The sequence below is a fragment of the Amycolatopsis sp. GA6-003 genome (genome assembly GCF_046267895.1).
Taxonomy (GTDB): Bacteria; Actinomycetota; Actinomycetes; order Mycobacteriales; family Pseudonocardiaceae; genus Amycolatopsis.
The window spans coordinates 4,041,708-4,054,297 of record NZ_CP176499.1 but is presented as its reverse complement, the minus strand read 5'-3'; the positions used below and the strand labels follow the sequence as shown (position 1 = coordinate 4,054,297).

Annotated in this window: 8 protein-coding genes; 3 read left to right on the top strand and 5 right to left on the bottom strand. The window is 69.8% G+C overall.

Translation table 11 applies throughout. The annotated features are described in order from the left end of the window. Positions 1 to 28 precede the first annotated feature (28 nt). The gene (gene panB, locus F9C12_RS17755) at positions 29 to 919 is read right to left on the bottom strand and encodes a 3-methyl-2-oxobutanoate hydroxymethyltransferase (protein WP_409183085.1); all 891 of its coding nucleotides are present in this window, start codon (positions 917 to 919) and stop codon (positions 29 to 31) included. 295 nt (positions 920 to 1,214) lie between these two features. On the opposite strand from panB, the gene lysX reads away from it, so the two are divergent. Further along, entirely contained in the window at positions 1,215 to 4,538 is a 3,324-nt protein-coding gene (gene lysX, locus F9C12_RS17750; protein WP_409466636.1) for a bifunctional lysylphosphatidylglycerol synthetase/lysine--tRNA ligase LysX, read from the top strand. A gap of 171 nt (positions 4,539 to 4,709) precedes the next feature. Here lysX and F9C12_RS17745 read toward each other — a convergent pair whose 3' ends face one another. Continuing rightward, positions 4,710 to 5,027: a hypothetical protein gene (locus tag F9C12_RS17745; protein ID WP_409466635.1), complete on the bottom strand. Its 318-nt coding sequence runs from the start codon at positions 5,025 to 5,027 to the stop codon at positions 4,710 to 4,712. A 246-nt stretch (positions 5,028 to 5,273) separates the two neighbouring features. Here F9C12_RS17745 and F9C12_RS17740 point away from each other — a divergent pair, with 246 nt between their 5' ends. Beyond that, complete coding sequence (locus F9C12_RS17740; protein ID WP_409466634.1) at positions 5,274 to 5,867, top strand: hypothetical protein; 594 nt, start codon at positions 5,274 to 5,276, stop codon at positions 5,865 to 5,867. Positions 5,868 to 5,874: 7 nt separating this feature from the next. Continuing rightward, positions 5,875 to 6,456: a DinB family protein gene (locus F9C12_RS17735; RefSeq protein ID WP_409466633.1), complete on the top strand. Its 582-nt coding sequence runs from the start codon at positions 5,875 to 5,877 to the stop codon at positions 6,454 to 6,456. A gap of 526 nt (positions 6,457 to 6,982) precedes the next feature. On the opposite strand, the gene F9C12_RS17730 is transcribed toward F9C12_RS17735, so the two are convergent. From F9C12_RS17730 to secA2, 3 genes are all read right to left on the bottom strand, one after another. After that, positions 6,983 to 7,516 (bottom strand): methylated-DNA--[protein]-cysteine S-methyltransferase, encoded by a 534-nt coding sequence (locus tag F9C12_RS17730; RefSeq protein ID WP_409183081.1) that lies wholly within the window; start codon positions 7,514 to 7,516, stop codon positions 6,983 to 6,985. 846 nt (positions 7,517 to 8,362) lie between these two features. Continuing rightward, positions 8,363 to 10,084 (bottom strand): NAD+ synthase, encoded by a 1,722-nt coding sequence (locus tag F9C12_RS17725; protein WP_409183080.1) that lies wholly within the window; start codon positions 10,082 to 10,084, stop codon positions 8,363 to 8,365. Between the two features lie 103 nt (positions 10,085 to 10,187). Continuing rightward, positions 10,188 to 12,527 carry an accessory Sec system translocase SecA2 gene (secA2, locus tag F9C12_RS17720; RefSeq protein WP_409466632.1) on the bottom strand — a complete coding sequence of 780 codons (2,340 nt, stop codon included), beginning with the start codon at positions 12,525 to 12,527 and terminating at the stop codon, positions 10,188 to 10,190. Between the last annotated feature and the right edge of the window lie 63 nt (positions 12,528 to 12,590).

Below are 12,590 nucleotides of genomic sequence, written 5' to 3'. Positions count from 1 at the left end.
TAACCGCGATCAGCACTCACGAGGCAGCTCAGTGGAACGCGTGTTCCGGCGCCGGGAACTCGCCGCGCCGGACGTCCTCGGCGAACGCCGTCGCGGCGCTCTGCAGCACCCCGGCGACGTCGGCGTACCGCTTCACGAACCGCGGCGCCTTGCCGCGGCGCAGCCCGGCCATGTCCTGCCAGACCAGCACTTGGGCGTCGCAGTCCGGACCGGCCCCGATGCCGACCGTCGGGATCTTCAGCTCGTGCGTGACGCGCTTGGCCGCCTCGGCGGGCACCATCTCCATCACGACCGCGAAGGCGCCGGCTTCCTGCAGGGCCAGCGCGTCGGCGAGCAGCTTCTCCGCCGCTTCGCCGCGCCCCTGCACCCGGTAGCCGCCGAGGTTGTGCTCGCTCTGCGGGGTGAAGCCGATGTGGCCCATCACCGGGATCCCGGCCGAGGTGAGCGCCTCGACGTGCGGCGCGAACCGGTGCCCACCCTCGAGCTTGACCGCGTGCGCGCGGCCCTCCTTCATGAACCGCACAGCCGTGGCCAGCGCCTGCTCCGGGGACAGCTGGTAGGAACCGAACGGCAGATCGGCCACCACGAGCGCCCGTTTCACCGCCCGGGTGACCGAGCGGACCAGCGGGAGCAGTTCGTCGACCGTGACCGGCAGCGACGTGTCGTAACCGAACACGTTGTTCGCCGCGGAGTCGCCGACCAGCAGCACGGGGATGCCTGCTTCGTCGAAAAGCTCGGCGGTATACATGTCGTAAGCGGTGAGCATCGGCCACGGTTCGCCGCGGTCCTTCAGCTCGCGCAGATGATGAATCCGGACTTTTCGCGGCTTGCTCGGACCGGCGCCCGTCGCCGGGCCGGTTCCGTAAGGGGCAGCCACCTCGCCGGAGGCGCCGTCGGGTTGGGCAGACTGGGCAGACATCGTCGTCGACCGTCCTTCCCTCGAGGCCTCGCGGAGGTCCCCGGGTCGTGGAGTCAGTACCGGACACAGCGTGACACGCGCGCCGGAGGGCCCCAAGGTCGTGCGACCAGCTTCACACGGCCGGGTAGCGACAACCGTTTTGCTTCCTGTGACGTCTTGTTAGGCATCGGGCCGATATGCGCCCGGTGGTGAGAAGGTCCGGCGCGTCCCCTGACCCGGGTGCGCCGCAAGAAAGCCCGGCTGCCGCCCCACCCCCTCCCTCAACGGAGCGGCTGCGCCGCACAGGAAGGATCCGATGGGAACCCCAGTGAGCGCCCGCTCGCGCAGCCTCGGCTGGAAGGCCCGCGCCGGCGGTCTCGTGGCCACTGTCGTGCAGCTGGCAGCGCTTTTCTCGGTCGTGCTGCTGCTCGCCGGCGGACGGCACGGGCACCTGCTGAACGGCATCGACATGGCCTTCGGCGTGCTGAGCGTGCCGACCAGTTCGAGCCTGGTGATCGTGCTGCTGCTCGTCGTGCTCGGCGCGGCGTTGCGCAGGCGCAAGAAGGCCGCGCTGTACGTGCTGGTGCTGTTCCAGGTCGCCGGGCTGGTGACCACGCTGATCCTGCAGGCGCTGCTGCTGTGGGCTCCCGACCTGCTGACTCTCAACGCCCGGCAGATGCGGCACATCCCCACGCAGGTGGGCGCGCTCGCCGTCGCCGACGTGATCTCGATCCTGCTGATCGTGTTCCTGCTGTCGCTGCGCCCGGCGTTCCCCGCCCGGCTCGCCCCGGGGGCCTGGTGGAACGGGCTCACTGTGCTGTTCGTCGGGTTCCTCGGGGTGATCGTGCTCGGCTGGGCACTCACCGAGGTGTTCCCGGGCAGCCTTGGCGACGCGTGGGAGCGGTTCGCCTGGGTGGTCAACCACGCCACCGGCGAGAACTTGCAACTGCGCCGGATCGGCGTCGGCGAAGGTCCGGCGTGGATCGACGTGGTCCTCGACCTCGGCGCGACCTTCGTGTCCACCGCCGCGCTGTACACGCTCTTCCGCGGCGTACGCAGCCGTCGCATTCGGACAGACGACGAAGAGCTGCAGTTGCGCCGTCTGCTGGGAGAGTTCGGCGAGGACGACTCTCTCGGCTACTTCGCCACGCGTCGCGACAAGAGCGTCATGTTCGCGCCCAACGGCCGCGCCGCGGTGACGTACCGCGTGCTCGCTGGCACCACAGTGGCGAGCGCGGACCCGATCGGCGACCCCGACGCGTGGCCGGACGCGGTGCAGGCGTGGCTTCACGAAGCGCGTACGTACGGCTGGACGCCAGGCGTGCTCGGCGCGAGCGAGAAGGGCGCGAAGGTGTACGCCGCGGCGGGGCTGCGCGCGCTGCAGATCGGCGACGAAGCGGTCCTCGACGTCCGAGAGTTCTCGCTCACCGGCCCTGAGCGGAAGTCCGTGCGGCAGGCGGTGAAACGGATTCAGCGCGCCGGGTACACCGCGCAGGTCCGGCGGCACAGCGAAATCCCCGAAGACGAGATGGTGCAGCTGCTCGCTCGCGCGCAGCAGTGGCGCGTCGACGAGACTGAGCGCGGTTTCTCGATGGCGCTCGGCCGCCTCGGCGACCCGAGCGACGGCCGCAGCGTGATGGTCGAGGCGTACGACGGGCGCGGCGAACTGCGCGGCCTGCTGTCGTTCGTGCCGTGGGGCCGCCGGGGTCTTTCGCTCGACCTGATGCGCCGTGACCGGGACGCGGAAAACGGGCTCAACGAGTTCATGGTCGCCGAGGTCGTCGCGGCCGCACAGCACATCGGCGCGCAGCGGATCTCGCTGAACTTCGCGATGTTCCGCGCGGTGTTCTCCGAAGGCGAGCGCATCGGCGCCGGCCCGGTGCTGCGCGCGTGGCGGGCGGTGCTCGGCGTCGCGTCGCGGTTCTTCCAGCTGGAATCGCTGTACCGCTCGAACGCCAAGTACGGCCCGGACTGGGAACCGCGGTTCCTCTGCTACTCCTCGGCGCGCCGGCTCCCGCGGGTCGGCATCGTCGCGGGCGCGCTGGAAGGCTTCGTGCCCACCGGACGCGCGCGCTCGCTGCGGCTGGAGAACGTGGGGGAGGACTTCGTCGCCCAGGTCCGGCGGATCGACGAGGAGGCGGCGAAGGTCGTGCCGCGCGCCAAACGCCGTCCGGAACAGGTCCGCGTGCGAGTGGCCAAAGTGGACAAACTGCGGGAACTCGGGGTCGACCCGTACCCGGTCGGCTTCTCCCGCGAAGACCACCTCGGCGACATCGCGCACGCGTTTTCCGGTCTGGAACCGGATTCGCACACCGGAAAACGCGTCCGGGTGGCCGGCCGGGTGCTCGCCCTGCGCACCCTCGGCGGGCTGTGTTTCGCGCGGATCAAGGACTTCTCCGGCGAACTGCAGCTGATGCTCGACGCGAAGGTCCTCGACCTGACCGGCTGGCGCACGGGCGTAGACCTGGGCGACCACGTCGGCGTGAGCGGCGAGGTGATCACGACCCGCCGCGGCGAGCTGTCGGTGCTCGTGGACGAATGGACCGTCACCGCGAAGTGCCTGCACCCGTTGCCGGACAAGCGAAAGGGCCTGACCGACCCGGAGACGCGCGTCCGCCAGCGTTACCTGGACCTCGCGGTGAACCCGGACTCCGCGAATATGCTCCGCCTGCGCTCGACGGTCGTCCGCGCCGTCCGCGAACGCCTGCACCAGGGCGACTTCCTCGAGGTCGAAACCCCAATGCTGCAGACCATTCACGGCGGCGCCAACGCGCGGCCGTTCGTCACGCACATCAACGCGTACGACATGCGGATGTACCTGCGCATCGCTCCGGAGCTGTACCTGAAGCGGCTGTGCGTGGCCGGCGTCGAGCGGGTTTTCGAGCTGAACCGCAACTTCCGCAACGAGGGCGTGGACGCGACCCACAACCCGGAATTCACGATGCTGGAGGCGTACCAGGCGTACGCGGACTACAACGCGATGCGCCACCTGATGCGCGACCTGATCCAGTACGCCGCCGAAGCAGCGTACGGCGCACAGATCGTGCGACGCCCCGACGCCGACGGCCGCATCGTCGAACACGACATCTCCGGCGACTGGCCCGTGATCCCGGTGCACAAAGCCGTGTCGGATGCCCTTGGCGAGGAGATCGACTCAGGCACACCGATAGCCACGTTGCGAAAACTGTGCGCCGCCGCCGGAGTCCCGGCCCCGGAAGAAGCCAGCGCGGGCGACCTGGTCCTGAAGGCACACGAGCACCTGGTCGAAGGCTCGACGGTCCTGCCGACCTTCTATACGGACTACCCCACCGAAGTCTCGCCGCTGACCCGCCAGCACCGCACCGACCCCCTCCTGGCCGAACGCTGGGACCTGATCGCCTTCGGCTCGGAAGTCGGAACCGCGTACACGGAGCTGACCGACCCGCTGGAACAGCGCCGCCGATTGGAAGCGCAATCGCTGCGCGCGGCGAGCGGTGATGTCGAGGCGATGGAGCTGGACGAGGACTTCCTGCTGGCCCTGGAACACGGCATGCCCCCAACGGGCGGTTTGGGGCTGGGGGTGGACCGGCTGCTGATGATGCTGAGCGGGACGTCGATCCGGCAGACGGTGCTGTTCCCGTTCGTTCGTCCGCAGGGGTGAGGCTGGGTTCTGCCGGTCGGGTTCGCGTCTGCCGATGGGCAGGTCGGGGCTTGGGGTGGACCGGTTGGCGGTGATGGTGAGCGGGTCGTCGGTTCGGCAGATGGTTGCTGTTCCCGGTTGTTCGTCTAGCAGGGAGGCTGGTCTCTGTCGGTCGGGTTCGCTCCCACGTGGTTAAACGGGGTTGCGGCGGCGCGGGCGCAGTGCTGATCTGGCCCCGCCAGCCGCCAGCCGCCAGCCGCCAGCCGCCAGCCGCCAGCCGCCAGCCGCCAGCCGCCAGCCGCCAGCCGCCAGCCGCCAGCCGCCAGCCGCCAGCCGCCAGCCGCCAGCCGCCAGCCGCCAGCCGCCAGCCGCCAGCCGCCAGCCGCCAGCCGCCAGCCGCCAGCCGCCAGCCGCCAGCCGCCAGCCGCCAGCCGCCAGCCGCCAGCCGCCAGCCGGAATCCAGCGCCCGCGGAATTCCGCTGCTTCCCCCGGCCCCGCAAATGTCGGCACTTGCCGACACACGCCAGCCCCACAACCGGCCCCGCCCACCCTGCCCGTCCAAACCCCGAGGTCCCCCGGCCCAGAGGCCGGTATTGGCCGTCCGCCAACCACGATCCGGTAGCCTCCACCAGGGATTCGGTGCGTGAGTTCGTGGTAGCGGACGGTGTCCGGAACCTCCGGTAAGTCACGGGTGTGACACCATCCGGCACTTCGTCGCAGAGATTCGCTTAGGGTGGGCAAGTGCATGCTGCGCGGGTGGCTTCGATAGTCCTGCTCGGACTGGGTTTGGCGGGCTATTCCGCGTGGCTGCTGGAGTTCTTCATGCAGACCGGGGTGTCGCTGACCGACCAGCCGGTCTGGGATTTGTTCTACGCGCAGCCGGTCTTCCCAGTCCTGACGGGCATCGGCGGCCTGGCCTTCTTCCTCACCGGCCCGGCCCTGATGCGGCTCGCGCCAGTGCACTGGACCGGGCGGCTGACGTCAGCTTCGGTGTCGGCGTTCGGGATCGTGCTGATGGTGTACGCCGGGGTCCCGGAGACCGTCGTGACCCCGCACCTGCTCAGCGCGGCCTTCGTCCTCGGCGCGCTGAGCTTGGTGTTCTGGTGGCCCGAGGGCTGGCGAGGCTGGGCAGTCGGCGGCCTGGTGCTCGTGCTGATCGCGTGGGCGCTGGTGGTGGTGTCGACGCTGGCCGGGCACCTGGAGGGCGTGTTCACCCGGGTCCAGCTGGTGGTGCACGCGGTGGAGATCGTGCTCGGCGGCGCGTACGTCGTGCAGACTCCCGTTCCGGTCAGCGGCCGGAAATTGTCGGTGGCGGGTGCGATGCTGCGGAGCAACAGACACCGGAAGTGAGGCCACCATGGCTGGCAACCTCTCCCCGACCCCCGACGAACGCAGCGGGCTGCTCGGTTTCCTGGCACAACAGCGGCAGGCGATGAAGATCGCCGCGTACGGCCTGACCGACGACCAGGCGCGCGCCGTGCCCAGCGCGAGCGCCCTGAGCGTAGGCGGCCTGCTGAAACACGTGTCGTCCACCGAAAGCGGCTGGATCGACCTGGTGCTGAAAATCGAGCCGAAGCCCTTCGCCGAAAGCATGGCGGCCTACCAGGAAAACTACCGCCTGGGCCCGGACGAAACGCTGGAGTCGGTCATCGCCGCCTACGACCAGGTAGCGGCCAGGACCGAAGAGGTCATCACGGGGATCGAGGACCTGAACCAGGAAGTCCCGATCCCGAAGGACGTCCCCTGGTTCCCGGACGACGCGTCGGCCTGGTCCGTGCGCTGGGTGCTGCTGCACCTGATCGAAGAAACCGCCCGGCACGCCGGCCACGCCGACATCGTCCGCGAGTCCATCGACGGAGCCACCGCCATGCCCCTGCAAGCCGCGGCAGAAGGCTGGCCGGAGACGGCGTGGCTGAAGCCGTGGAAACCGGGGGAGTGACGCTGCTTTTCGCACCGGGCCGATCGCTCGGTTAGCTGCTGCGCAGTCCAGACTGGTTTTCCGGCAACTGCTGGCTGTCGAGCGCTCCGGATAGCAATGACCCGGCCAGCTGGCGCACTGCGGCGAGCGCCGACTGGGCTTTCGGCGGACTAAGTGCCGGGCTCTGGCCGTGTTGGTTGAGCGGTCGCCGAGCCAGCCGTTCTTGACCAGCAGTCGGATCGGTGGCTTGGTCGGCGAGCGGACTGCACGGCCGGTTCGTTCGGCTGGCTGGATTGCGGGCTTGGCCGGACGGACGGAGGCCGTCGGTTGACTGACAGCGATGGGGGCGAGCTGCCGACTGGGGCAGCTTCGGCCACCCGCGTCCTTTGCCCGGCGAGTTCGGTTGCCCGGCGAGTTCGGTGCGCTCGGTTGGCGTCCAGCGGCACTGGGGGTGCGGCTGGAATCCGACCGAGCACATCCAAACTCCCGACGGACCAAGACCTTCCGTTCAAGAACCGAGAGCAGACCGGTCCCCGCAGCCGGTCTGTCAGAACAGCGTCGGCTCCTCCGGAAACGCTCCCTCGATCACCAGCATCCGCCGTTTGGTCTCGACGCCGCCCGGAGCCGAAAAGCCGCCCGTGTTCTTGCCCGCGCCCAAAACCCGGTGGCACGGCACGATGATCGGAAACGGGTTGTTCCCCATCGCCTGCCCGACAGCCTGCGCGGAGCCCGGCGCACCCAGTTGATGTGCGATGTCCCCGTACGTCAGCACTTTCCCCGGCGGAATCGCACGCGCGACGTCGTACGCGCGCCGGTTGAACTCCGGCACATCCCGGTAATCCAGCGGAGCCGCACGCAAATCGCGAGCCTCACCCGACAACAGGGCGACGACATCCTCCACCACCACGCGCAACTCCTCCGGCACCGGCGACTCCACCGCGTCCGGAAAGCGTTTCGCGAGGTTCGCGCGCGTCCGCTCAGCCGTACTGCCCGGAAGCGCGGTCCCGATCACCGCACCGTCCCGCCAGGCGAGGCCGCACGCACCGATCGGGGTGTCGAACACCGTGTACCCAACCGTCATACCGCCCAGCGTACGACCCGGCACCGACAGAAACTGGCGAGAAAACGACACGACCCTGCAGCCCCCGCCGCCCGCAGTGGTGAGCCCGGAAGTGCAGCAGTCAGCGGAGCCAGAACCGGTCTGTGGAGCCGGAAATCCCAGTCAGCCGGACTTGCCCAGCCGACTTCGCCGCGGGCACGCACTCGCGGTGGCCCGCTCGGCGGCGCGATGGCTACGGCTTGGTGGTGGCACTCGGCGGCGCGCGACGGCTACGACCTGGTGGTGACGCACGGTCAACGAGATCGGCAACGGTTCCTCGCCGATTCCAGCCGCGCCTGTCCGGCTGATTCCGCCAGCCGCGCGTCTCAACCGGCCGCGCTTGCGTGGCTAACCTCGCCAACCGTGCCTCCCGCAGAGGTGCAGCGTCATGGCCGCGGTTCCGTGGGCTAATCCCGTCAGCTGCGCCTGTCCGGCAGACCTTTGCCAGCTGCGACTCTCACCCGATTGCGGCTGCGCGGCTGACTTCGGCAGCCGCGCAACGGTGCCTGCCGCAAAGATGCAGCGTCATGGCCGCAGTTCCTCGCGGTTAACCCTGCCAGCCGCGCAAGTCCGGCTGACTCCGCCGACGGCGCGGCACCCCCAGCCGCACCTGTCCGGCTAACCTCGCCGACCGCGCCTCAACCAGCGCCACCGACCGGGCCAGCCCTCAGCCGCGCGCCCCCAGCCCCACCGACCGGGCCACGCCCGCCAGCCGCGCGCCCCCAACGCCACCGACTGGGTCAGCCCTCAGCCGCGCGCCCCCAGCCCCAACGACCGGGGCCACCCCCACCAGCCGCGCCCCTCAACCAACGCGGCCACAACCCCCGCTCAGGCCTTCCGCTCCCGCCACCCGTTCGTCATCGGCAGCCGCCGGTCCCGGCCAAATGCCTTGAACGTGATCTTCGTGCCCGGCGGGTACTGCCGCCGCTTGTACTCCGCTCGGTCGACCATCCGCACTACCCGGTCGATCGTCTCCGGGTCGAAGCCCGCCTCGATCAGGTCCACGTACCCGCGGTCGTTCTCGACGTAGTCGTCCAGGATGTCGTCCAGCAGTTCGTAATCCGGCAGCGAGTCCGAGTCCTTCTGGTCCGGCCGCAGTTCCGCCGACGGCGGCTTCGTGATCGAGTTTTCCGGGATCGGCGGCGTTTCCCCTCGCTTGACCGCCTCCTCGTTCCGCCACCGCGCCAGCTGCCACACGTGCGTCTTGAACAAGTCCTTGATCGGCGCGAACGCTCCGACCGCGTCGCCGTAAATGGTCGAGTAGCCGACGGCCAGTTCGGTCTTGTTGCCGGTCGCCAGCACCAGGTGTCCGTCCAGATTGGACAGAGCCATCAGCAGCATTCCGCGCACCCGCGCCTGGATGTTCTCCTCCGCGAGCCCGGTCAGCCGCAGCTGGTTGACATACACGTCGACCATGTCGCCGATCGGTTCGACCCGGTAGTGGGCACCGATCCGCTCCGCCAAGTCCGAAGCGTCGTCCCTCGAGTGCGAGGACGAGTACTTCGACGGCATCGAAACGCCGTACACGTTGTCCCCGCCGAGTGCGTCCGCCGCGAGTGCCGCGCACACTGCCGAGTCGATTCCGCCGGAGAAGCCGAAAGTGACCGTCGAGAAGCCGTTCTTGTGCACGTAATCGCGCAATCCGACGACCAGCGCCGACCACACCTCGGCCTCGTCCGACAGCGGTTCGCTGATCGTCGGAGCGACCAGCGGCGAGTACTCAGCCAGCGGCGAGTCATTCAAAACCCGCCGGTGCACTTCCAAGCCCTCGAACGAGCCCGTGGCAGCCGCGCCCGAAGCGGGCAGGTCCAGGTCCAGCACCAGCAGGTGCTCCACGAACTGCGGCGCCCGCGCGAGCAGCGTCCCGTCCGCGCCGACCACCAGCGAGTCGCCGTCGAAGACCAGATCGTCCTGTCCGCCCACCTGGTTCGTGTACACGAGCGGCGCACCCGCCTCCGCCGCTCGCCGGGCGATCAGCGGCAGCCGCTGTTCGTCCTTCGACCGTTCGTACGGCGACGCGTTCGGCGCGACCACCAGGTCGACCCCGGCCTTGCCCAGCGCGGAGATCGGGCCGCCGTCCTGCCAGATGTCCTCGCAGATCACCATGCCGATGTCGACGCCGTGCAGCCGCAGCACCTCAAGCTCGGTGCCCGGCTTGAAGTACCGGTGCTCGTCGAACACGCCGTAGTTCGGCAGGTGGTGCTTGAACTGCCGGGCCACGACCTCGCCGCGGTACAACGCGGCCGCGGCGTCGCGCGGGCCGACCTCGTCGTGGTCGAGGTAGCCGACGTACGCGAGCACCTCGCCGCAGCCCGCCTCGTCGAGCCGGCGGGCCAGTTCGGTCACCGAACGCCGGGACGCTTCGGCGAACGTGCGCCGGAGCGTGAGGTCCTCGACCGGGTAACCGGTCTGGGACATCTCCGGGAACACGACGACGTGCGCGCCCGCCTCGGCGGCCTTGCGGGCCCACTCGACGGTGAGCGCGGTGTTCCCGTCGATGTCGCCGACGGTGGTGTTGACCTGGGCCAGTGCGATGCGCAGTTGCGGCATACCGCCATTCTGTCCCACCGCACCGACAGAAACTACGCGGAGGTGAGCCAGAGAACGGCGAAGGGCTCCTCACCCGCGGCGAGGAGCCCTCCGAAAGAAGGAATCAGGATTTCTTCATCCGCATCATGCTGCGCACCTTCTTCACCGTCTGCTCGAAGTCCGAGTCGAACGGGTTGTCGTGCACCAGGTACGTCCACGTGGTGTTCGCCCGCCGCACGCCGACTTCCTCGAGGTCGAGGCCGTTGTCGGTGATCTCGGCTTCCTCAAGCGTCTTCGCCGCCCGCGACGCGGCTTCGGCGATGATCTTGTGGAACTCCGGGATCGCCGCGCGGTGGAACTCGTCCAGCGGCGTCTCGCGGGCCAGCGCGCGCAGGTGGATGCTCTCGCGCACGTCGGTGAGGTACGCCAGGTGATCCGACCACAGCTGGTCGAGGTGGAACAGCCGGACCTCGCGGCACACCTGCTCGAGCCGGTCGGAGTCGTCCAGTTTTTCCTTCAGCTCGGCGAACTTCTCCGGCTGCGCCTTCTCCAGCTCCTCGGCCGCGAGCCCGGTGTGCAGCACCTTGTCGCGGTGTTCCAGCAGCTCAGCGCGCTGCCGTTCGATCAGCCGGGTGTAGCGCCAGGTGTTGCGGTGGATCTCCAGGTCGACGCCCTCGGCGACGCGCTGGGCGTGGTTGAGCTGCCGGTGCGCGGCCGGGTCGGTGATCTCGCCGGTCTCCGGGTCCGCGTCGATGCCGTCCGGCAGGTCCGGCGCGTTCGACAGCACGAGATCGTCGTTGAGGCTCGCGAAGAAGATCGCGCTGCCCGGGTCGCCCTGCCGTCCGGACCGGCCGCGCAGCTGCCCGTCGAGGCGGCTCGACGGATACCGCGCGGTGCCGATCACGTGCAGCCCGCCCAGTTCGGCGACCTCCTCGCGGGACGCGCCGTCGCTGCCGCCGAGCCGGATGTCGGTGCCGCGGCCCGCCATCTGCGTGGACACGGTGACCGCGCCCTTCTTGCCCGCCTCGGCGATGATCGCGGCCTCTTCGGCGTCGTTGCGCGCGTTCAGCACGACGCACGGCAGGTCGACCTTCGCCAGCTTCTCCGCCAGTTCCTCGGATTCGGCGACGTCCTGGGTGCCGACGAGAATCGGCCGCCCGGTCTCGTGCACCGTCCGGATCTCCTCCTCGATCGCGCGCAGTTTCTGCGACGGCGAGGCGAAGACGCGGTCCGGCAGGTCCTCGCGGACGTTCGGGGTGTTCGGCGGGATGACCGCGACCTCGAGCTTGTAGAACTCGCGCAGCTGCTCGGCGACCGCGACCGCGGTACCGGTCATGCCCGCGACCTCGGGGTAGCGCGCGAGCAGCGCCTGCACGGTGATCGAGTCGAGGATTTCGCCCCGGTCGGTGGCCGTGACCTGCTCCTTCGCCTCGACCGCGGCCTGCAGGCCGTCCGGCCAGCGCTGCAGTTCGGCGACGCGGCCGCGGGCGGCGTTGATCAGCTGCACCTTGCCGTCGCGGACCAGGTAGTCGACGTCCCGGGTGAGCAGCGCGTGCGCGTGCAGCGCGACGTTCACCGCGGCGAGCCGGTCCGAGCCGGACTCGTCGTACAGGTCGACGCCGCCGAGCGACTTCTCCACGACCGACGCTCCGGCGCTGGTCAGCCACGCGTTGCGGCCCTCGGAGTCGGTCTCGTAGTGCAGGCCGAGCCGCAGCCGCCGGACGATCTTGGCGACCTCCTCGTCCGCGTCGTTGTGGTCGATCGAACCGGCCATCACCAGCGGCACGCGCGCCTCGTCGACCAGCACCGAGTCGGCCTCGTCGACGATCGCCACCTCGGGAGCCTTCTGCACCAGGTCGTCGGGGTGCGTGACCAGCCGGTCGCGCAGCACGTCGAAGCCGATCTCGGCGACCGCGCCGTAGGTGACCTCCTTGCCGTAGGCCTCCTTGCGCTCCTCCTTCGCATGCGCCGGTTCGACCCAGCCGACGGTGACGCCGAGCAGGTCGTACACCGGGCCCATCCACTCCGCGTCGCGGCGGGCGAGGTAGTCGTTGACCGTGACCACGTGCACTCGGCGGCCGCGCAGCGCGTATCCCGCGGCGGCCAGCGCACCGGCGAGCGTCTTGCCCTCGCCGGTCTCCATCTGCACGACGTGGCCGGTGAGCAGGCCCATGGTGCCGAGCAGCTGCACGTCGAAGGCCCGCTCGCCGAGCTTGCGCCGAGCGGCCTCGCGGCCGAGCGCGCAGATCTCGATCAGCTGGCTGTCGGTGAACGAGGCGGCCCCGCCGATGGAGTCCCGCAGCTCGCCCGCGCGCTCGGTCAGCTCGGCGTCGGCGAGTTTCTCCAGCTCCGGCTCGAGCTTCTCGACGGCGGGCAGCAGCGCTTCGTAGCGGGTCAGCTCGACGCTGCCCGGCCGCTGGATGATCCGGCGGAGCCGCTTGCCCACTCGGCTGATCAGTGCCACCCCTGGTCTCCTCGTGTCGATGTGTCTCCGGTCGCACCCGCACTGCCCAACGCGCCGACGGTG

Coding starts and splice junctions, on each gene's coding strand:
- panB (WP_409183085.1), bottom strand. CDS start 919: ATGTCTGCCCAGTCTGCCCAACCCGACGGCGCCTCCGGCGAGGTGGCT.
- lysX (WP_409466636.1), top strand. CDS start 1,215: ATGGGAACCCCAGTGAGCGCCCGCTCGCGCAGCCTCGGCTGGAAGGCC.
- F9C12_RS17735 (WP_409466633.1), top strand. CDS start 5,875: ATGGCTGGCAACCTCTCCCCGACCCCCGACGAACGCAGCGGGCTGCTC.
- F9C12_RS17730 (WP_409183081.1), bottom strand. CDS start 7,516: ATGACGGTTGGGTACACGGTGTTCGACACCCCGATCGGTGCGTGCGGC.
- F9C12_RS17725 (WP_409183080.1), bottom strand. CDS start 10,084: ATGCCGCAACTGCGCATCGCACTGGCCCAGGTCAACACCACCGTCGGC.